Origin of the sequence: Leuconostoc kimchii IMSNU 11154 (assembly GCF_000092505.1) — a bacterium.
Taxonomy (GTDB): Bacteria; Bacillota; Bacilli; order Lactobacillales; family Lactobacillaceae; genus Leuconostoc; species Leuconostoc kimchii.
This window is the reverse complement of record NC_014136.1, coordinates 993981-1015246: the sequence shown is the minus strand read 5'-3', so window position 1 is coordinate 1015246 and position 21266 is coordinate 993981. Positions and strand designations below refer to the sequence as shown.

At 38.6% G+C, this 21266-nt stretch carries 17 protein-coding genes; 5 read left to right on the top strand and 12 right to left on the bottom strand.

From position 1 onward, the window contains the following. Positions 1 to 10: 10 nt before the first annotated feature. Positions 11 to 2122, bottom strand: coding sequence for a methionine--tRNA ligase (gene metG, locus LKI_RS05515; protein WP_013103180.1), 2112 nt, complete (start codon positions 2120 to 2122; stop codon positions 11 to 13). Between the two features lie 225 nt (positions 2123 to 2347). Here metG and LKI_RS05510 point away from each other — a divergent pair, with 225 nt between their 5' ends. Further along, positions 2348 to 3004, top strand: coding sequence for an HD domain-containing protein (locus LKI_RS05510; RefSeq protein ID WP_013103179.1), 657 nt, complete (start codon positions 2348 to 2350; stop codon positions 3002 to 3004). A gap of 99 nt (positions 3005 to 3103) precedes the next feature. Then, positions 3104 to 3979, top strand: a complete 876-nt coding sequence (locus LKI_RS05505; protein WP_013103178.1) for a DNA/RNA non-specific endonuclease — start codon at positions 3104 to 3106, stop codon at positions 3977 to 3979. A 34-nt stretch (positions 3980 to 4013) separates the two neighbouring features. Here the strand turns inward: LKI_RS05505 and LKI_RS05500 are convergent, their stop codons facing one another. From LKI_RS05500 to LKI_RS05475, 6 genes are all read right to left on the bottom strand, one after another. Further along, positions 4014 to 5606, bottom strand: coding sequence for a zinc ribbon domain-containing protein (locus LKI_RS05500; protein ID WP_013103177.1), 1593 nt, complete (start codon positions 5604 to 5606; stop codon positions 4014 to 4016). 17 nt (positions 5607 to 5623) lie between these two features. After that, complete coding sequence (locus tag LKI_RS05495; RefSeq protein WP_013103176.1) at positions 5624 to 6514, bottom strand: hypothetical protein; 891 nt, start codon at positions 6512 to 6514, stop codon at positions 5624 to 5626. A 217-nt stretch (positions 6515 to 6731) separates the two neighbouring features. Then, positions 6732 to 9629, bottom strand: coding sequence for an SEC10/PgrA surface exclusion domain-containing protein (locus tag LKI_RS05490; protein WP_013103175.1), 2898 nt, complete (start codon positions 9627 to 9629; stop codon positions 6732 to 6734). Between the two features lie 56 nt (positions 9630 to 9685). Then, positions 9686 to 10027: a hypothetical protein gene (locus LKI_RS05485; protein ID WP_013103174.1), complete on the bottom strand. Its 342-nt coding sequence runs from the start codon at positions 10025 to 10027 to the stop codon at positions 9686 to 9688. A 14-nt stretch (positions 10028 to 10041) separates the two neighbouring features. After that, entirely contained in the window at positions 10042 to 10806 is a 765-nt protein-coding gene (locus tag LKI_RS05480) for a hypothetical protein (protein ID WP_013103173.1), read from the bottom strand. Between the two features lie 59 nt (positions 10807 to 10865). After that, positions 10866 to 11999 carry a DUF6287 domain-containing protein gene (locus tag LKI_RS05475; protein ID WP_013103172.1) on the bottom strand — a complete coding sequence of 378 codons (1134 nt, stop codon included), beginning with the start codon at positions 11997 to 11999 and terminating at the stop codon, positions 10866 to 10868. 408 nt (positions 12000 to 12407) lie between these two features. On the opposite strand from LKI_RS05475, the gene LKI_RS05470 reads away from it, so the two are divergent. Further along, the gene (locus tag LKI_RS05470) at positions 12408 to 13184 is read left to right on the top strand and encodes a hypothetical protein (RefSeq protein ID WP_013103171.1); all 777 of its coding nucleotides are present in this window, start codon (positions 12408 to 12410) and stop codon (positions 13182 to 13184) included. 17 nt (positions 13185 to 13201) lie between these two features. Here LKI_RS05470 and LKI_RS05465 read toward each other — a convergent pair whose 3' ends face one another. Then, positions 13202 to 14215, bottom strand: coding sequence for an NAD(P)/FAD-dependent oxidoreductase (locus LKI_RS05465; RefSeq protein WP_013103170.1), 1014 nt, complete (start codon positions 14213 to 14215; stop codon positions 13202 to 13204). A gap of 151 nt (positions 14216 to 14366) precedes the next feature. Between LKI_RS05465 and LKI_RS05460 the strand changes: the two genes are divergently transcribed. Further along, the gene (locus tag LKI_RS05460) at positions 14367 to 15326 is read left to right on the top strand and encodes a nucleoside hydrolase (RefSeq protein ID WP_013103169.1); all 960 of its coding nucleotides are present in this window, start codon (positions 14367 to 14369) and stop codon (positions 15324 to 15326) included. 62 nt (positions 15327 to 15388) lie between these two features. Here LKI_RS05460 and LKI_RS05455 read toward each other — a convergent pair whose 3' ends face one another. From LKI_RS05455 to LKI_RS05440, 4 genes are all read right to left on the bottom strand, one after another. Continuing rightward, positions 15389 to 16045, bottom strand: coding sequence for a histidine phosphatase family protein (locus LKI_RS05455; protein WP_013103168.1), 657 nt, complete (start codon positions 16043 to 16045; stop codon positions 15389 to 15391). Positions 16046 to 16118: 73 nt separating this feature from the next. Further along, positions 16119 to 17366, bottom strand: a complete 1248-nt coding sequence (locus LKI_RS05450) for a glutamate-5-semialdehyde dehydrogenase (RefSeq protein ID WP_013103167.1) — start codon at positions 17364 to 17366, stop codon at positions 16119 to 16121. 1 nt (position 17367) lies between these two features. Further along, positions 17368 to 18183 (bottom strand): glutamate 5-kinase, encoded by an 816-nt coding sequence (proB, locus tag LKI_RS05445; protein ID WP_013103166.1) that lies wholly within the window; start codon positions 18181 to 18183, stop codon positions 17368 to 17370. 124 nt (positions 18184 to 18307) lie between these two features. Beyond that, positions 18308 to 19237, bottom strand: coding sequence for an alpha/beta hydrolase (locus tag LKI_RS05440; RefSeq protein ID WP_013103165.1), 930 nt, complete (start codon positions 19235 to 19237; stop codon positions 18308 to 18310). A gap of 169 nt (positions 19238 to 19406) precedes the next feature. On the opposite strand from LKI_RS05440, the gene LKI_RS05435 reads away from it, so the two are divergent. After that, entirely contained in the window at positions 19407 to 21206 is a 1800-nt protein-coding gene (locus tag LKI_RS05435; RefSeq protein ID WP_013103164.1) for a M3 family oligoendopeptidase, read from the top strand. The last annotated feature ends 60 nt before the right edge of the window (positions 21207 to 21266 follow it).

The following is a 21266-nucleotide window of genomic DNA, read 5'->3' as shown; positions in this document are numbered from 1 at the left end:
TGCCTCCTTATTACTCAATGCCTGAGCCCGGTTCAATTGAATCTGGCAAAATAGTCACTGTGACAATATCATTTTTCTCAGCCGATAAAATCATCCCCTCTGACAACTCACCTGCCATTTTACGTGGCTTCATGTTAGCCACGATAGCTACTGTCTTGCCAACTAATACAGTTGGATCAGCGTACCATTTACGAATACCTGATAGAATTTGTCGTGGTTTACCTGAACCATCATCAAGCGTAAACTTGAGTAACTTTTCAGACTTTTCAACAATTTCCCCACTCACAATTTTAGCTGCTAAAATTTCAATTTTTGCAAAATCATCATAAGTAATCAAGTCACGTTCTGACGTTTCTGTCACCGCCGTCTTTTTCGCTTCTTCTTTCACTGCACGACCCTTACCCTTTGTGTCTTTTGATACCAATCCGGAAATAAAGGTCACTTCTTCTTCAACATTTTGACGTGGGAAAATGGGTTCACCCTTTTTAACAACTTTGCCACCAGTTGGCAACTGTCCAAATGTTAATCCAGCAATGCGTACGCCGTTTTCAGGATACTCAAAACCAAGTTGTTCGTATATTTTGCGTGGTGCTTGTGTTAACACTGGTTGTAGCAGTACAGCAACAATACGCAAGGCACCTGCTAAATGTGCCATAACATTTGATAGTATAGCCTTTTGCGTGTCATCTTTAGCCAAAACCCATGGTTGTGTTTCATCGATGTACTTATTAGCACGTCGAATGATGACCCAAACATTTTCCAAAGCATCAGCTGTTCGCAGTGCTTTAAAGTTTTGATTATAAGACACGATGGCTTCTTCCACCGTACGTACCAAATCTTCGTCAAAGTCAGTTTGGCCAGTTTGCAATTGTGGTACAACGCCGCCTTCATACTTATTAATCATCGCCACTGTACGGTTTAATAAGTTACCCAAATCATTAGCTAAGTCAAAGTTCACACGCGCCACGAAGTCTTCGGGTGTGAAGACACCATCATTGCCAAATGGCATGGCACGCAATAAGTAATAGCGTACAGCATCCAGACCATAACGCGCTTCTAAGACTTCGGGATAAATCACATTTCCCTTAGACTTAGACATTTTACCGTCTTTCATGACAAGCCAACCATGGCCAATAACCGATTTTGGTAACTCAAGACCTAAAGCATGCAACATAATTGGCCAATAAATCGTATGGAAACGCACAATTTCTTTTCCAACTAATTGGACATTGGCTGGCCAGAATTTATCAAATGCCTCCGTATTGTCAGAGTCATAACCAAGCGCTGTGATGTAGTTTGATAAGGCATCAATCCAGACATAAATGACATGCTTTTCATCTCCTGGTACTGGAATTCCCCAATCCACAGAAGCACGTGTCACGGCTAGATCTTCCAATCCTGGTGCGATGAAATTATTAATCATTTCGTTCATACGCGCTTCTGGTTGAATAAATTCCGGATGTGACTTGTAGTATTCTAATAACCAATCGGCATACTTACTCATTTTGAAGAAGTATGCTTCTTCTTTAACTAATTCAACTTCATGACCTGATGGTGCCTTACCACCAATCATATTACCATCTTCATCCCGAAATACTTCAGCTAGTTGTGATTCTGTGAAGTATTCCTCATCAGAAACAGAATACCAACCTTCATATTCACCTTTATAAATGTCATCGTTTTCAAGTAATGTGGTAAATATTTTTTGAACTGCTTTTTCATGACGATCTTCTGTTGTACGAATAAAGTCATCATATGAAATATCCATCAAAGACCAAAGTGTTTTAATATCTTTAGCCATACCATCTAAGTAATCAATCTCAGATATACCTGCAGCTTGCGCTTTTTGTTGTATTTTAAGTCCGTGTTCATCCGTACCTGTCAAAAAATGAACGTCTTCACCAAGTAAACGATGGTACCGTGCAGCAGCATCTGCTAAAACTGTTGTATAGGTATTCCCTAATTGTAATTTACCAGATGGATAATAAATTGGTGTTGTAATATAGAAAGTCTTATCTTTCTTGACAGAAAATTGTTGTTCTGCTTTTGAAAATTTATCATAAACGACTGCCGAATCTGTAAGATTAGCTGTGTTAAAAAGGACATTATTTGGTTCTGACATATGAGTCTCTCTTTCTATCACGCCATCAATTAATGAGACGTGTTCTTGCCGTATGAGGCCTACTTTATAAGATAATTATAACGAAGTTGACGCATTTTTCATAGTTTTTCTCTGAAATTAAACGACGCTCACCCATATAAGACAAATTTTGGCCTTTCATCGTGAGCATAAAACTGATAAACTAACTACGTTAGAACAATGATGATTGATAAAGGGGAATGAATCATGACAGAACTTACAGAAATCACGCATTATATGCAACAAGCATTGGATCAAGACAATTCAGGTCATAGCGTGGACCACATCAATCGTGTCGTTGCTTTAGCTAACAGAATTTTGCTTAACGAACCAAGTGCCGATGCTTTTGTAGTTCGCGCTGCTGCATTGTTACATGATGTGTACGATGATAAATTATTCAATACTGAAGCCGAAGCCTTAGAAGCGAAGGCCAATCTCATACAATTTTTACAACATCTTGAAATCACACAAGATACGATTGATCATATCATTGCAATTATCGACAATATGTCGTGGTCCAAGTCACTTGAGGGTCAAGCTAAACCGCTTGATATTAACGGTCAAATTGTACAAGATGCCGATCGCTTAGAAGCTGTTGGTGCTATTGCTGTCACGCGGGCAATAACTTATGGTGCTGTCAAAAACCGCACCTTATATGATCCAAATATTGCCCCGCGCATTGCGAAAAATAAAGCGCAATATCGTAACGATGATAGTACAACAATTAATCACTTTTATGAAAAATTATTACTGATAAAAGACCGTTTAAACACTGAAACTGCACGTCAAATTGCTGTCAGTCGTCATCAATTCATGCTTGATTTCCTCGAACAATTTAAAGCAGAATGGGATTTGTCGAAATGATTTAATCAACCTAGGTCATGCTAATTAAACAGCATGGTCTGGTTTTTATTTTGCGTTAAAAATGGTATGATTTTAAAAGATTTGATATGGAGAATAACGATGGCAAGAAAACGGACCTATAAACGGAAACAACCCCCACAAAATAAATTATTATCTTTAATTATTGTTATTGCGCTGTTTGGCTTTTATTTTTGGCAAAGTCAACAAGATCATCATGGCACCCCTGCACCAAAATCAAAGTATGCCAAAGTAACAGCTACAAATAACCAAGCACTCTTAAATTTGAAATGGGATGGCACACTAGATGGTGACATTGTTCATATCAATAATAATCAAGCAACTTTCACAAATGAAGAATTGACACAAACATTTCCGTCACAAGCCTCAAAGTTACGTCCCGTTGATGGTCTGAGTTTATCCCCGCTTGATAATCAAGGGCGTTCACAGCAAGGTAACTTTTTAGCTAGTCAATCCGCTATTAATAAAGTAACTGCGCGTCCAGAAAGAATTGGCTATGATGTCCGTCCTTCAGGTTGGTTTATCAATGATCGCTTTGATGGTCAAAAGTGGGTTGGTGGCTATCATAATAACCCTAATGTCAAATTAGGAAACGGGAAACAGGCACTATGGAATAAGTCACATATTGTCGGTTATCAATTCTTTGGTATGCCAACGATGGTGACTGAAAATATGACCACTGGTACCCGTGTACAAAATGCTTACCCTGGTCAACTTGTACCTGAAGATGATATTCGTGATGCCATAAAAAAGCACCCAAATATAAAAATTCGCGCGCAAGTGACCCCACTTTATGTTGGTGACGACCGCTTGGCACGCGGTGTGCACTATATGGCTAAATCAGTTCAAGATAACGGGAAGACGTTAAATTTCAACTATTGGATTTTCAATGTTCAACCAGGTATTCAAATCGATTATAAAACTGCTAAGGTCAAGATTTCCAATCAAGTAAAATAAAAATGACCCAATACTGTATGTATTGGGTCATTTTTTAGTCGACTGTACTATCTTCTGAAATTTTCTTTTGATCCGGATCAATCGAATCAATCTGCCATGTATCACTTCGTTTGTCATAAACTAAATGAGCAGTTAATTCGAACGTTTGCGTCAAATCACCAGATGTATCACCATCTTTATCGGTATCTGAAGCATAATAAAAATCAGTTTTAACTTGGTAAACCGCATCTGCTGTGGTCAGACTTGTTTGCTTAACAGACTTCACATCTGGCGTGTTAAATGACACAGAATCAGCATTACGTTTGGCATCATGTAAATTATGGCGAATCATCTGCTTATAATCTTGATAAGCTTTATTGTTGGCACCATTTTTAAACATTGTCAAGCTATCACTGTCTTCTTCGTCGGATGCGTAAGAACCTAACGCATTGTACATAGATGAAATCGTATTATCAGCGTCACTTTCAGTCATCAAGCCCTTCGCATCTAAGTCAATACTCTCGCCATCATACAAATCCTTCAAGCTCATTTTACTTGATCTGATTGTTTGATCGCCAAATTTAGCTTCAACGTAGGCCGTTGCGCCCTTGCTAATTGGCATATTTTTAACTTGTAATAACCCATCTTTCAACGTGTCAATCTTCGTATTACCAATGTATAGATCACCTGACGTTAAGTTTGAATTCACATCAAAACTAATCATATCAATGGCTAGGTTGACATTGGTGTTACTGCTGATTGTGCGTTCATCACTCGTTGCAACATCTTGCCCGTTAATTTTTCCGGTAGCAGTAAACTTATATAAACCACTGACTTGTCTCTTCAAGGGTTTTGAATAGCTGTCAGAATCAGATGTGCCAATCGTTTTGCCATTCATCTTAAGGGTAATTCCCTTATTATTGGTTGCAACATCAAAATCAACTGGCTTGATTGTTAGCTTATAATCAGGGAAAAACAAGAAATGTTTGCCGACCTGTGTGAAAGTATAACCGTCTGCACTTGCACCAGACATCAATTGATCATAGACATTATTTTGACGTTGCTTTGACCAACTATCATCATTCATGTAATTCACAAAAGGTGTTAACTCATCTGATTTAATCGGCTTTTTAGTATCAGACCACACGATGTTTTTAGCATATTTTGTTGCACTGCCAGACTTCAATACTGTTAACGTGCGGTCTGCTGTGGCTGACTTAGCGTAATACTTATTACCCCAAACAAAGAGGCCAATAATGATGGCAACAACGACAATACCAATAGTCAAGGCAATTTTCTTACCTTTTGCCATTGGTGTTTTCGGCACTGTATTCACTGGTTCCGGCGTTGGTTCTGGTGTTGGTTGTGCTAATGGCTTTGTACTTTGAAAACCATTTTGCTTAGCGTTACGTACTTCATCAAGATTAGGTAACCGCCCATTATCTAACTTAAACTTTTCACGCCACGCTGTTGCAGGTGTGACTAACGGCGTCACTGGTTCTACTGTATCATCGGCCTGACTTGTTTCTGTTGCGTCGTCATTTGGTAAAACAAAGCCTTGCTCTGCGGCTTTGCTGACCTCTTCTATTGTTGGGTTACGATGGTTAGCTGCTTTAAATGCGGCCAACCAAACTTTTTTCTGATCCATGTTAATCTTATCTCACCTCACACATTTCCAATTGATTTTGACAAAGTCTCTAGTAATGGCACGATGATAAACTTCAGTTCAATCCAGATAACAATAATCGTAATGATCCACTGACCTAATACTAACCATAAAGCATCTATTCTTTGCTTACCTTGATGTGCTTCGGTCACAATAAATTGTTGCCCACTAGTTAAGATCGCAATACCAATCACAATAACCGCTGCTATAATGCCAAATGAGCTAAAAATAGTTTGCATGATTGATGAAACATCATCTATTGATGAGATAGAAATCGATGGAATGGGTACTAAGAATGATAAAATAGCACCAATGATGTTAATCAAAGCTAATGGTGCAAACCACTTTAAGTACTTTAATACGTTTGTCTTGAGGTTAAAAGCTTGTCGATTGATCAACAATAAACCAGGTATAGCAGCTAAATACAAAATAGCAAATACAACAACCGTATAGAAAAACAATTGCGTGTTGAATGAACTCAATTGTTGACGGACTGTGGTAGCCTCACTACCACTAAATGATGAATACGATTGGTAAGCAGTATTAAGACCTCGTCGCACAACATTTGAAAATGAAAAGGCACCCGTAATAGTTGCAATAGCAAATGTCAGCCACAAGAAAATGTTACTTGTGACATTAGTTTGCTCACTTGGGTGAACCACAATAGGCTTAATCCAAGTCCAGTAATTACCTGCATGTTGCTTGGCATTCGTGTATACGCGATTGGCATCTTCAGACAATTCTGCTTTAGGCGCTGTGCTGTTTGTTTGCGTATCATTTGTATGCACTGAAATCTCGCCACTTTCAATCGCCGCCAAAACTTCTTCTGCGTTAGGCTGTCGATCATTGATAAGCTCAAAATATTCTGTCCATTCTTTCTTTGTTGCCATACCTTTTCTCCCTATCATTACTTTTCTTATTAAAATCAGTACGCTATTTATTGTAATATAAATATCAACGTTAATCAAAATTTTTTAAAATCACCAGGTTAACCCCTGTAAATAATAAAATATTATGTCGCTTGAGTAAATTTTTAGAAAATTTAATTGCGCAACATAATATTTTTAGTATTTATAGTTTAAACATGATTATCACCTTAATACGATATCATACTCGTTTATTTTTCATATGCTTTGGTACATAAACGGATATACCTAGTAAACCAACCATACCAACTAATACTGCGAGTGACTTTGATGATTCTACGCCGGTCTTTGGTAAGTCCACGGGTGATTGTGGTACGTTTGAAATGGCGTCATTGCTAGGTAAAGTCGCTATAACTTTTTTGTTTTGAACAGCTGTTACCGTATTAAGCACTTTGGCACTCGCATCGTAGACAACATTATCGTTATGCTGGTTATTAGAACCTGGTGTTACTACATTAGCCTGGTTATTGGTTGTCTGATTTGAACCGCCAACTGGCAAAGTTGAGTGATCTAATTGAACCAGTCGATCAAAGTAAGCTTGTGTCGTATGGTCATTGTTAGTTGACGTTTGCTGATTCGTTGTTGATTTAGGTGAATGATTACTTGCACCTGTTGTTTGATTTATAGCTGTTTCTTTAAGCTTTGCATAGTATTCATCTAATGTCATTGATCCAACTGAACTTGGCTTCACCCCGTCATCAGTCTTTGAAGGTGTTTCAGTCGTTGGCTTGTCTGCTGGCTTATTGGGCGTTGCAGGCTTAGCATTGGCTGGGTTAATACTGTCCAAGTATGCTTGACTATCTGCTTGTGCCTTTGCATAGCTCTTGGCATTTGAGTCCTTCAAATTAGCCAATGCTTGGGCGTTTGCAGCAACTAAATCGTTGTAAGCTTTGTCATTTGAAGCTTTCAAGGCGTCAAGATTCTTGGCTCCTGCTTCCGCTTTACTTGCGACATCAGCATCCAATTGGGCCTTGAATGTTGCCAAGTCATTGGCTAACTTTGTTTCTAAGGCACTTTCAGCTTTTGCTTGGTCGGCCTTGAAGTCGGCTAAGGCTTGGACTTGGCTTTGTTCAAACTTTGCCTTGTCTGATGCCTTCTTGGCTGCTAGTTCGTCAGCCGGTACATCTTTGATGTTGGCTAACTTGGCATCATAATTGTCCTTTAGTGTTGCCAATGTTTCGGCTAACTTTGTGGCGTTATCATTATGTTGCGCTGTTGCTAATGCCTTAATTTGAGCAACGTCATTGGCATAACTTGTTGCATTGTTGGCAATTGTTGCATCGTGGGATGTTGTAATGTCGGCAATAATCTTGGCATACTTTGTGTTGATGTTATCCAAAGCTTGCTTGTTGTTAATGCGAACATCAGCCAACTTCTTGGCATTGTCTTTTTGGAGTTGTTCCAAGCTTGTTTGAGCTGCAACTAAGGCTTTTACAGCCGCGTCATTGTTGCCACCACGAGCAGCTTCAATTTGAGCAGCTGACTTCAATGTCAAAGGTTGGTCATCTGCATTGGCAGGGTTGCTTTTGTCATTGATTTCAGAACCTTGGAAAATGAAGATATATGGATAATCTCCAGCTGTAGACTGTTGCAAAGCAAATGCCATGCGTAAGTCATTTGTCATAAAGTTACGTAAATGGCCATTACCATGAGCACCATCTTGGTAAATCATTGCAGTAATCATGTTCAATAATGCGGTCTTAGCTGATAACATTGTCAATTCAGATAATGATGAAACACCCATGTTTTCAGAATTGTTGAATAGGTTTAAGTCAGCGTAGGCTTGAGTTGTCTTAGTTGTAGCAGATGACCCAAGAGATTGAGTGTGTGTGAAACCAGCTCCAGCTTCTTTTCGATATTTAACTGATTCATCAACAGCTTTTTGGTTATTTGTTGATAAGATGCCCGCAGACTTGCCGTTGGCTGTACGATATGAATTGATTAACGTCATGGCATAATCTGATAATTCAGCTTGTTGTGCTGTTGTTGCATCGCCATTGATTTTGGCAGTAGTATCATTTTCTCCTGAATAAGGATAATAATCATAATAACCGGCATCATTAACGTGACTAGCTGGAATATGAGGGTCACTGATATGTGTTGGTAAGTTACCCTCTTCTTCAATGAGATGTTCTTCATTGAAAGCATTATCGTCATATGGATTTGCCGGTATTGCTGGTTTGACTGTTTTTGAACTTGAGTTATTCACTGTCTTTTGGGCAGCATCAACTGTGGCTTGAGAAGCTTTTTCTGAAGTTACATTGCTGTGAGTTTGATTTGCTTCAGCTTTTGTGTTGGCCTCAGTTTGAGCCTTTGTTTCATCGGCTTGCTTGATTTGAGCTGTTGTTGTGTCAGCCTTTTGCGTTGCATCAGCTAACTTGTTGGCTTCATCTTGACGCCCTTTGGCAGCGTCTTGCTCAGCTTTGGCATTTGCCTCAATTGTTGCATCTTGAGCGGCTTTTGCGGCTTGTGCATTAGCAATATCTTGTTGGTTTTGTGCTGTGACAGCATCACGTTGCTCTTGAGCAGAACCAGTTTCTTTTGCTTGTTGCGCTGCAAAGTCAGCAGCTTCTTGTTGTTGCTTAGCAATTTCTGCTTGTTGGGCAACTTCAGCATCTTTTTGAGCTTGGGCCTGAGCTGCTTGGTTAGCGGCTTCTTGTTCAGCGGCCTTTTGAGCGGCTTCTTGTGCATTAGCTTCGTCAGTTGCTTTTTGTTGCGCTTGCGCATCAGCTTGTGCTTTTTCATTAGCAGCTTGTTTAGCCGCTTCAGCTTCGGCGTTTGCCTTGGCTGTGGCCTCTTCTTGCGCTTTTTGTTGTGCTTGAGCATCGGCTAACTTTTGAGCTTCAGATGCCTTGGCAGCATCATAATTAGCGGTAGCTTGTGCCTTTTCATCTGGTTGTGTTGAAGGTGTTGCTTGTTCAGGTGTGCTTGTAGTTGGTTGAACACTATCAGCACTAGCCTTCGTTGTCCCCGTTGCAATCGTTGCCAGTGTGATAGCTGTGGCCGTTGCAACACCTAATTTTTGAGTTGGCGTTTTCACTGCATAACGTTCTCTACGTGTCATTTTGTGATTATTCATGGATTCTTTCTCTTTTCTTTAAACATGTGAATGTTTCTCTAGATTAGATATTATTTCTAACCTGCAACGCTTGCCTTAACATCAATATTTTTTAAGTATTTAACAATTTCTTTAGATTCCGTTAGGCTCAAACCACTAGCATAGATAACTGGTGTTGTTGCTACCAATTGGAAAACTTCCTCTTCTGACATATTAAGTAATTCATGAGATAAGTTAATCAATGCTTCTTCAGCTGTATCTGGTACATATTCCAGCCGTACGCCATATTGATGTTGTGCACTTTTACGTTTTTTAATATCATTTATTTTGATCATATCACGTGCAATTCCACTTGAATCGGCTAGTTGCTGAAGTGTTTGCTGTTTAATATGATTACCGAACATTTTTAATAAACCCATTTACTTATCCCCAATTACTTTCTGTTTCTGATATTGCTAATATTATTAGCGATAGATGAGGCACTTTGACCAACACTATTAATACTGCGGTTCATATTATCAATCTGAGCCATTTGTGCCATAATGACACCTGTTTGTGCTGCAATACTAGTTTGCACATTGTTTAATAAAATATTACTTGCTTCAGCAGCTTGTATCTGTGACTTTTGATTTTGTATCATTGCTTTCTGGTTAGCTTTAATTTCAGCATTGTTTTTTTCCAAATCGTATTTGTTAATAGCTTCTTTCCAAGTATCTGCTCGGCCAGTTAACAAAATATTATATAAAGCTGCTACCGCATAGATATTTGTGCATTCTCTAGGTAAAAACACCAGACTATCATTGAATTCACCACTTTCTTGATAAACAGTCAATTCAGATTGTGCTTTTGATGCTAGTTGCTGGTATTTAGAAATTTTTTCTTTTGATAAAATCTTATCTTTTTTACCACTACTATAACCATAAGCAAAATAGGCTGCTACGGCACCGACAACAAAACCAATAATAGGTCCAAGAATACTAGATATCACAACCATGGTGATCACAAAAGCACCAACAGGCACCCCCCATCGAAATACGACTTGAAAACCGATAGGTGCTTGCAATGCTTGATGTATACGTCGATTAATTGTTGCAATTTGATCCTCGGCTTTTTTCTCATCAGATAGGTATTGATACGCAGTTGTTAACAATGCCATCAAATCGTTTTTAGGTAGATCATTCAAGTTTAAATCTTTCATAATAATTTTTCCTCTTTTTCTTTTTTGTCAGCCAATGTATAGCTGTATGTTCAACAATATTAATTTGCGTTACTTATTTCCGGACTCAAAAAAGTATATCCCGTCGATTGATTCAGTAAAGCATAGCGATTAAGCTTATCTTGCGTTTTTAAGTTTTCATTCCAGGTTGTCCCCGATTTGTCGCGCCAGAAATTTGATGGTAAGTCCGATATTTTTTGATCCGGTAAATACAAAGTGAATTTGTCGGGATCATCCATACCATAAGGCTTTACCCATGTTTTTTTAACACCGTTAACAATTTCAGTTTGACCAATGGCATGATCTAAATTCAATTGATCAATCCGCATTTGATAGCTTGTCTCGTTGACGCGTTTAATTTTATTGAAATTACCACTAAAAATCGCGTTTTGACTTGTACCATTGGGGTGATCTGCTGCTGTATCACCCATAGAAGATGCCAAATACTCACCCGAAAATTGGCCATCAGGATTCAATTTTAAAGTTGTTTGCCACCCACCAGCACCTGAAGAAAAGGTCAACTGATCATTTATTTGCGGTAATTTGAAATCATTTGTATTGGTTTGTTGGCTATTTGTTGCTTGTTCTCGCACGTAGATGTTACGTTCATCAAATTGTTGCCCTGTAAATAAGCGATCCTGAGATTGATCAGATTGACCATTAAAAGTCATACTAGTCACTTTCTTAACATCTACACCTTTAGGAATAAACCAAAAAGGGGTAAGTACCGAAGCACCAGGCGTCGTCGGTAAGGGATCATTCCCCATGACTGTTTGCAAAATACCATCTTCTACTTTTGAACCAATATGATAACTTTGTTCTCCTGAAGATATTGACCCAGATGCGATATATATCTTTTGATCGTTACTCACTTGACCATCATACTTTATTGACAACATGCCTTTTTCGGTCACTACTAATGTATCGCCTGCAGAATTTTTCCAAGTGCCTGCGACACTTGAAAAATTCTGATCACTTAATTGTGGTAAATTCATACCAGTTTGTTGCTTTTTAATCTTTGATGATGGTTTTTTTTGTGATTTAATTTTAGAATTTGTTGGTTGACTTGATTTAGTCGCCTGATTGACATGCGTCTGCTGCATGTAAACATAACCACCCCCACCAATCACTATCACTGCTCCTGATAACAATAATAAAACCCTTTTTAATTTCATTGACTCTCTGCTCCCTATATGGCCCGTTAATTTAAGCCTTTTTCTTATATATAAACATATTATTTACATATTTTAAAAAAGCGATACCTTTGACATTATAATAGCCCAACGTACACTCAACGACTTTGTCCCAAAATCGGGGTGTTTTTCCTAACATAATATATTAAAATGAATATTAAACATATCATATTCAGAATAGTGGGCAACTAATGATCAAACCAAACCATTGGTCGCCTTTTAAATGAAATACGCAAGAACAAAGGCGTTAAATTATCAAGTCTTTTAGATTTCATTCATGTGTCAAATTCTGCTTGGTATCGTTATGTTAAAGGTGAAACTGATATTACAACACTACAATTTCTGGACGCCGTCCGCTACCTACGGACAACCTTCTCAGAAGTTGCCCATATGAAAACAATAGCAGACAACAAATTTCAATTATATGAATCAACAACCAATTTACCCTCAGTTATAACTTATGACATCTCGCTCAATGAGTTTTATTTAACGCATAATATCGAACGTTTAAAATCAGCCGTCAGGCTCTACCGTATGACTTCAAAAAATGCTTTTAACTTGGACATACCGAGCGATTTACGCTTTGCTTTAAAATCGGTCCTACTTGAAGGTGAATACGGTTTAGAAGAAGTCAATTTACTGGTATCACTTAAATTAGAATTTGATAATGTTATTTTTAAAGAAGCAGAATTCGTGAATGTTTTACATAATTTATTAGCCACGCTCACTAAAAGCATTAATAATTCGCACAATTTTGGCGATTTGTCGGCTGCGCAACAAAGTGTCATCTATTTTAACCAGTCACTTGGGCTCAGGTTTGCTTTTGGTGCTTTATCGAGCATCAAGTCTAGTGAAAAAGCACAGCAATATGTACCACTATTATTTCAAGTGATACAATTAAACGCCCGCGCACACTACACACCATTGTCGTTATATCATTTTGCATCACAAAAAATGATTACAATTGGCGAACTATATTTATTAGATTCTCCGACATATCAGAAAAATTACGCGGCATTCCGTCAAGCCATTGTGACCCTGTATCCAGACAAATACCGTTTGAAACTTGAAGAATTAAATTATGATTTACTGAAAAAACATCTATTTGAAACAACGGTTTCACCAGAAATGAAAAAAGCTTATCAACATTATGTTGATAAGCTTTAATATATTTAACGCTCTTGTTAACTGATTGTGCCATCTTTTAATACCATAGAACTTGAGTGACCAGGGCCACCACGTAAGGGATCAAATTGACGTATTGCCGCGTTCACCGCATGTGGTGCTTCACCAAATCCAATAGCAATTAAATCAGACTTACCACTATAATGGCTCGCATCCCCGACAGCAAAAATGCCTGGTACACTAGTTTGCATTGCTTGATCTACTTTAAAAACTTGTCCAGAAATTTCTGGCTGAATTGCCCAGCCTTGAATCGTTTTGTTTTCTGAAATAAACCCGTAATTAATAATTAAATCATCAACTAATATGTCACTAACACTGTCACTATCCTTTACTTGTTCTAAAGTAATTTTTAGCTGACCATTATTTTCCTTTTCAATATGAGTTATTTTTTTCGGCGTTTCTCTTATGACGGTTGATTGTTCTAATGCCAACACACTTTGTTCCATCGCACGAAAATTATCACGACGATGAATAATTGTTGTTGATGCCGTGACTTGGTTTAACATCGTTGCCATATCGACTGCCGAGTCACCGCCACCAGCAATTGCGACATGATGATTAGCAAAATCCTGTTTATGCGTCACAAAATAATGCACACCCTGGCCCACAAGTTCATCAACACCCTCAACTTGCATTTTACGTGGTTCAAACGCCCCCTTGCCAGTTGTTATAATGACTTTTTTAGCTTGAAATGGTTCACCGACATCCGTCGTTACTGTGAATAACTCGCCAGTTTGTTCAACATTAACCACAGTTGTTTCTGTTTTAATATCTACTGGAAATAAGTGTAATTGTTTATCTAGTTCTGCAATAAATGCTGACCCTTTAATACCAGAAAAACCAGCAACATCTAGAATCGTTTTTTCGGGGTAAAGGGCAGTGACTTGGCCACCTAGCGTTGCCAAACTCTCAACTAATATTGTTTTAACGTGACGTAAACTGGCATAGAAAGCCGTGAACATGCCTACTGGTCCACCACCAATCACGGCAATATCATATATTTCTTGTTCCATAAGAGGACACATATCCTTTCAACTACAATGTTTTACCTTACCATTATATCACGCGCTTTTGATACATTTTTTTGCTGTAATCGGTATAATAGACTTATTAATTAAACGGAGGAAAAGTGTTGACAGGTAGTTACCTAAACACAAAAAAAATATGGCTCAGAAAAAAATGATCCTTGATCTCGACACCGGCATTGATGATGCCCTAGCATTGGCTTATGCAGTGGCAGATCCCAATGTTGATCTTATTGGTATTATTTCAAGTTACGGTAATACCTTAATTGAGACAGCTGCACAAAACTCATTAAACCTATTGCATTTACTTGGTGCCGATGATGTCCCCGCCTTTATTGGTGAAAGTCACTCGTCAACAACTGATCATTTTGATGTGATGCCCATTTCACAGCTGATCCATGGTAAAAACGGTATTGGCGACGTTGTTTTGGAAACATCCCCACGTCATGTTGAAACACAAAGTGGCGTTGATTTCTTAATTACATCTGCACACCAATTCTCAGACGATTTAATTTTTATTCCTACTGGTCCGCTCACAAACTTAGCAACTGCTATTAAAAAGGATCCCGCAGTCGCAACACTCATCGGAAACACTACTTTGATGGGCGGCGCATTAACAGTACCAGGCAATGTGACACCGTTTACTGAAGCTAATATTCATCAAGACCCTGAAGATGCTGATTATGTTTTTACACATCAAAAGAACCTCACAATGGTTGGTTTAGATGTGACTTTGAGAACACTACTCACTAAACAAGAAACGACTGCTTGGCGTGATTTAGGTACAAAAGCTGCTAATAAATTTGCTGAATTAATGGATTTTTATATTGATGCCTACGCTAACCTGGGTATTGATAAAAAGGGTGCTGCTTTACACGACCCATTAGCTGTAGCTGTTGGCATTGATCCAACATATGTCACGACATTACCCTTATCTATGCGTGTAACATATGATAAAAAAAGTGGTGATTATGGCCGAACAATTGGTGATAAGGACAAACTGCTCGAACCAACAAGTTCAAAAGCAGCTATACTAGTTGATACTGACCGTTTTGTTACTGATTTTCAAACATTGATGCTCTCTGTTTTGAGCAATTAATATAAAAGGAAGCTAAATATGATTTAGCTTCCTTTTATATTCTAGCGGACATCGTTGTTACTTTAGAAAATGGTTGTCACATCATTAAAGTTATCAACACTAAAATGGCCATTTTTATCAAGGTTAAATACGGCTACTGCACCATTTTTTGGTCGATCAGCTGTTTCTAAATGCCCATAGTTTTGTGCTAAATTCCAAATTAATTGACCATGTGTCACAAGTAAAACTGTATCCTCATCATGATACGTTTGCTGTAATTTAGCCAATGACTGATCCATTCTTTGCCAAAAAGCAGCGGCATCTTCACCAAGATGTTTTGAATCTACTTCATGAATTGCGTTCATAATTTTTGTCATGTCTACATGGCGTGCCAACTCATCAGGTTGTTCCGTATCAATACCCAAAGATTTTGCAGTAGCGCCCCACATGGCTTTATTATCACCGCCTTCAAAACTACCAAAAAAGAACTCACGCCAATCCGGCGTATATGTCAACTGCGGTGTTGGATGGTTATTTTTAGCTAAGATAAATTCTGCCGTATGGATTGCTCGTGATGTGTCTGATGCTAGCGCGACATCAAAATGGACATTTTTTAAACGTTGTCCTGCAGCAACGCCATCTTGTTCGCCTTTTTTGGTTAATGGCGTATCTGCCCAACCCTGCACCTTATCAAGTACATTAAATATGGTTTGTCCATGGCGAACAGCATAAATTTTCATGGGTTACTCTCCTATTATTTGTCGTCTGTTAAAACAATAATCTAACAATCAAAGCACCGATAGTTATTCATTATCACACACGGATTTGCCCATCACCAAATACTTCATATTTGATTGTTGTTAATGCAGGTAATCCCATAGGCCCACGCGCATGTAATTTTTGGGTTGAAATACCAATCTCGGCACCAAATCCAAACTCAAACCCATCTGTGAAACGACTAGAGGCATTTTGATAAACAACAGCTGCATCAACAGCATTCATAAATTTAACGACATGTTCTGGCGTCTCGCTAATGATTGTCTCGGAGTGATGCGTTGTATGCTGATTAATCCAATCGATGGCGGCATCTGCATCTGCAACAATTTTAATACCCATGATGAGATCATTATACTCTGTATCCCAGTCTAACGCTGTTGCTGGTAAAATATTTTGGTCGATCTGACGACTAGCATCGTCTCCTCTTAATTCAACGTGAGAAGATACCAGCTTAGTAGCAACTTTAGGTAAAAACTTTGCCACAATACTTTCATGAATCAATAGTTTTTCAGCTGAATTACAAACAGACGGTTTTTGCGTTTTTGCGTTGTGGATAATACGTATGGCCTCATCTTGATCGGCTGAGTCATCCACAAAGATATGCGTGTTTCCCGCACCAGTTTCAATCACCGGAACGGTTGCATTAGCCACAACAAAATCAATAAACTTTGCTGAACCACGAGGAATAAGAACATCAACTATTTTCCTCATATGTAGTAAATCATTGACTGAATCGTGCGATGTGTCAGTAATCAATTGAATAATATCAGGATTTAACTGGCTATCAGTCAACACTTGTCGCAAAACGCCTGCTAGAAAAGTGTTACTATGGATAGCTTCCTTTCCACCACGTAGAATAACAACATTACCAGATTTCAAAGTCAATGCTGCCGCATCAACAGTGACATTAGGACGTGCCTCGTAAACCATGGCAACGACACCAAGTGGTACAATTTTTTTGATGATTTTCAATTCAACATGTGTTTGCCACTGATCATAAGGACCGGCTAAGGGGTCAGGTAACGTAGCAACAGCTTTTAGCGATTGCGCAATATCCTGAATGGCCACAGCATCCAAGGTTAGCCGCTTCTGCATTGGACCGCTCAATGTATGACCATATTCAGCCAAGTCTTCTTTGTTGGCCGCAATAATTGCATCTTGTTGATCTATGATTGCCTGCGCCATTTGCAATAATAACGCATTTCGTTTTTCAATGGTTAGCGCCGCAACTTGGTTTGTCGCCTTCTTGGCACGTTGTCCAATTTCCTCTACAGTTAAGACCATATCATTCTCCTTTAAATAACGTACCAACTTGTTGTCCATTCACAATATCTAAAATAGTTGCTGGATTATCGCCATTGATCAACACCATTTTTCGATTTTTTGACATCAAATAATCAGCAGCATAAAGCTTTGTTGCCATACCACCTGTTCCTAATTGGGATGAACCAACAGCGCCTGCCAATAACTCTTCAGTGATACGCGTAACCAATGGTATTGGCTCAGCCATAGGGTCAACATACGGATTAGCAGTATATAAAGCATTAATATCACTTAAGACAATTAACCCCTCAGCGCCTGTTTCATGCGTCACAATGGCAGCTAAGCGATCGTTATCGCCAAACGAATGTTGATGTTCTAGTTCATCCACTGCAATGACATCGTTTTCATTAATAATTGGAATAACATTTTGAGCCAACATTGATTCAATCGCATTAATCGTATTTGATAGCATCTGTTTGTTACTAAAGACATCATAAGTCAATAAAACTTGACCAACATGTTGCTGATAAAATGCAAAACTTTGATTATAAATCGCCATCAAGTAACTTTGACCAATGGCTGCTAACGCCTGTTGCTCTGGAATAGCGGTTGGCCTTTTTGCAATCTTCATTTGTTGAAGTGCAACGCCAATGGCACCAGATGTGACCAAAATCACCTCATGCCCATCTTTTCTCAGCTGTGTTAATGTTTGCGACAAACGATTGATAATGGGATAATTTATTTCACCTGATGCTTCAACGATTGTGCTTGTCCCAACTTTAATCACTAAGCGCTGCCAGTGATCAGCCTGTTGTATCTTTTCTGATGCTAATTGCATAAATTTTTCCTCATTTAATATCCATTATTATATCATGAAAAATACCAACCCGATAAGACCGTGCTAAAAAACACTTTAAAATAGTTTCGTGATACTACTTTAAAATGTTTTTATTAACTACTCATCAGCGATCATACTGCATCAAAAATTTTTGGATTTGTTCCCTGTACGCAACAGGATGGTCATTGAAACTTTGAACGTGCTTTGACCCTTTACCTATCCATAATGCTTTCGGTGCGCGTAAAGCACGATAAAGTGGATAGACCATTCGAGTAGGCACAAACGTATCAGCGCCACCTTGTATAAATAGCGTTGGTCGCGTGCTTTTTGCGACTTGTTTTAGCGGACTAGCCTCACCATAGAAATAGCCAGCACGCACTTTTGATATACCCGATACCACCGGAACAAGTGGGAACCACGGTAGATTATACATGTCGCCTGCTTCATGTTTTGTTTCGTCCCATAAACTCGTGTAAGATGAATCAGAAATAACAGCTTTAACTTGTTTAGGCAAATCAGACTCGCCAGATGTTGACAAGACTGTAGCTGCTCCCATACTCATCCCGTACATGATAATATCCGAATCTTGACCGTTTTTAGCAACTACTTGATTTAGCCACTGGATATAATCGCGCCGATCAAGCCAACCATAACCGATTATTCTTCCCTGTGATTCGCCATGCGATCGATTGTCTGGAATCAAGACATTATAACCCAGTTCATGAAATAGTTCACCATAAATAGCCATTGTTGTCTTATTATTATGCCAACCGTGTGCCAAAACCGCTGTTTTATTCGTCTTTTTCTCGGCAGGAACATACCAAGCAACTAATTTCAAACCATCTTTAGATGTTTCATGCCACGTTTGCTTTGGACGTGCTAAAAAAGTATGTTCATAATGATAAAGTGGATTTTCTTTTGAGCGCAAGGCGTCTGGCTGATCAGCTTGTGAATCACGCACCTGAGCGACATGGAAGAAATACATACCTGCCACAAATAAGACTAGTGTTATGATAAAAACAAGGCCAATTAACCATTTGACTAAGTTGTGCATATTCGTTTACCCCTTAAATTATTAATTTTACACTGCCTGTGGTTGCATGACAATAAGACAACCATAATTTAAATAGATCTTATGATGAGAATTGCATGATTTAATTATCATAATGCAATCATATAAAATGTTATACTAAAAGAAACTTAAAAAGAGGTGACCAACAAACATGACTTATTCACAAACTTGGGATTTAGAAAGTATCTATCCTGGTGGTATTAACTCCCCACAACTCGCACAAAAATATGAACTTGTCGGAAAACAAATTAAAGCATTTAATGAACAAATTGACGGAACAGCTTCCTCCGCCGACCAAATCGCTGATTTAGCCGATTTGGCACAAACAATTGGTTCTGGCCTTGGGACGATTAGTATTTTTGTCAACGGTTTGTCATCAGTAGACTATGGTAACAGTATTTATACCCCACACTTTGATAAACTAGGGAAACTATTTGTTGATTTTTCAGCACCCTTAAATCAATTTCAAAAACAACTTCTAGCCCTAGATGAACAAACATTTATCACAATATGCCAATCACCACGTCTGTCACCAATTGCTTTCTATTTAACTGAATTACGAACAGATGCCAAACGTCTACTAGACGACAAAACAGAGACTTTGATTAATAAATTTGACTTAGATGGTCAACAAGCCTGGTCGCAACATTATGATACCATATCTGCTTCACTATCAATGACTTATACAGATGCCAATGATGGCAAGACAAGGCATATTTCTGCTGGTCAAGCGTTAAATATGCTTGATGGCGAACCAGATAGCAAAACCCGCGCTGATATCATGGCGAATTACGAAAAGATGTGGCAACAGGCTGAGAATCTTGCCGCAGACACACTGAATCATTTGGCGGGCTTTCGTCTAACAAACCAACAAGCACATGGTCGTCAGTCACATCTGGAACAGCCACTTGAAATGAATCGTATGTCACAAGCCACGCTAGACACCATGTGGCGTGTTGTTGATGACAACAAAGCCATGTTTAAACCCTATTTTGATCGTAAAAAGCAACTCCTTGGTTTGAAAACGATAGGCTGGCAAGATCAAGTCGCACCTTTGACACATATTGGTGATTATCAACCAAAAGAAGTTTCGTATGATGATGCCGCCGCTTTTATTATTGCACAATTTGGTAAATTTTCACCAAAAATGGCTGATTTTGCAGAAATGGCATTTGAAAATCGCTGGATAGAATCCGAAAATCGCCCTGGCAAACAACCCGGCGGTTACATGGAGTCTGTCCCAGATTTACACGAATCACGTATCTTCTTAACTTATACAGGGTCCGTTAATGATGCTGCGACAATTGCCCATGAATTAGGTCATGCATTCCATTCAGCACAGTTGACTGATCTACCATTATGGCGTGATGCCTATGCGATGAATGTTGCAGAAACTGCTTCGACATTTGCTGAATTAATTGTCAACGACGCTAATGTTAAAGGTGCCAAATCAGATGCTGAAAAACTTGTTTTACTGGATGCTAAAATGACCAATCCAATTGCTATGTTTTTAAATATTCATGCTCGTTTTTTGTTTGAAGATGCTTTTTATACAGAAAGACAAACTGGTATTGTGACGCCCCAACGCTTAAATGAGTTGATGGATCAAGCACAAATTGATGCGTTTGACGGTATTTTAGATGTTCGTCATCCCCATTTTTGGTCTTCTAAGTTGCATTTCTTTATTGATTCTGTTCCATTTTACAATTTCCCATACACGTTTGGATACCTTTTCTCAGCTGGAATCTATGCTGAAGCACAAAAGGCAGGGACCGATTTTGAAGATAAGTACATTGCCCTATTACGTGACACGGCGAATATGTCTTCAGAGAATCTCGCAAAAAAACATCTTAATGTTGATTTGACACAACCTGATTTTTGGCAAGCAGGGGTTGATTTAATTCAAGCAGATATTAATGAATTCTTAGACTTATCCGAACAGTTTATTTAATTCCAACATCATAATAAAAAGGCAGAATCGAGGATACGATGATTCTGCCTTTTTGATATT

Excerpts from the sequence above, each read along its gene's own strand:
- metG (WP_013103180.1), bottom strand. The coding sequence starts at position 2,122 with ATGTCAGAACCAAATAATGTCCTTTTTAACACAGCTAATCTTACAGAT.
- LKI_RS05510 (WP_013103179.1), top strand. The coding sequence starts at position 2,348 with ATGACAGAACTTACAGAAATCACGCATTATATGCAACAAGCATTGGAT.
- LKI_RS05505 (WP_013103178.1), top strand. The coding sequence starts at position 3,104 with ATGGCAAGAAAACGGACCTATAAACGGAAACAACCCCCACAAAATAAA.
- LKI_RS05500 (WP_013103177.1), bottom strand. The coding sequence starts at position 5,606 with ATGGATCAGAAAAAAGTTTGGTTGGCCGCATTTAAAGCAGCTAACCAT.
- LKI_RS05495 (WP_013103176.1), bottom strand. The coding sequence starts at position 6,514 with ATGGCAACAAAGAAAGAATGGACAGAATATTTTGAGCTTATCAATGAT.
- LKI_RS05490 (WP_013103175.1), bottom strand. The coding sequence starts at position 9,629 with ATGAATAATCACAAAATGACACGTAGAGAACGTTATGCAGTGAAAACG.
- LKI_RS05485 (WP_013103174.1), bottom strand. The coding sequence starts at position 10,027 with ATGGGTTTATTAAAAATGTTCGGTAATCATATTAAACAGCAAACACTT.
- LKI_RS05480 (WP_013103173.1), bottom strand. The coding sequence starts at position 10,806 with ATGAAAGATTTAAACTTGAATGATCTACCTAAAAACGATTTGATGGCA.
- LKI_RS05475 (WP_013103172.1), bottom strand. The coding sequence starts at position 11,999 with ATGAAATTAAAAAGGGTTTTATTATTGTTATCAGGAGCAGTGATAGTG.
- LKI_RS05470 (WP_013103171.1), top strand. The coding sequence starts at position 12,408 with ATGAAAACAATAGCAGACAACAAATTTCAATTATATGAATCAACAACC.
- LKI_RS05465 (WP_013103170.1), bottom strand. The coding sequence starts at position 14,215 with ATGGAACAAGAAATATATGATATTGCCGTGATTGGTGGTGGACCAGTA.
- LKI_RS05460 (WP_013103169.1), top strand. The coding sequence starts at position 14,367 with ATGGCTCAGAAAAAAATGATCCTTGATCTCGACACCGGCATTGATGAT.
- LKI_RS05455 (WP_013103168.1), bottom strand. The coding sequence starts at position 16,045 with ATGAAAATTTATGCTGTTCGCCATGGACAAACCATATTTAATGTACTT.
- LKI_RS05450 (WP_013103167.1), bottom strand. The coding sequence starts at position 17,366 with ATGGTCTTAACTGTAGAGGAAATTGGACAACGTGCCAAGAAGGCGACA.
- proB (WP_013103166.1), bottom strand. The coding sequence starts at position 18,183 with ATGCAATTAGCATCAGAAAAGATACAACAGGCTGATCACTGGCAGCGC.
- LKI_RS05440 (WP_013103165.1), bottom strand. The coding sequence starts at position 19,237 with ATGCACAACTTAGTCAAATGGTTAATTGGCCTTGTTTTTATCATAACA.
- LKI_RS05435 (WP_013103164.1), top strand. The coding sequence starts at position 19,407 with ATGACTTATTCACAAACTTGGGATTTAGAAAGTATCTATCCTGGTGGT.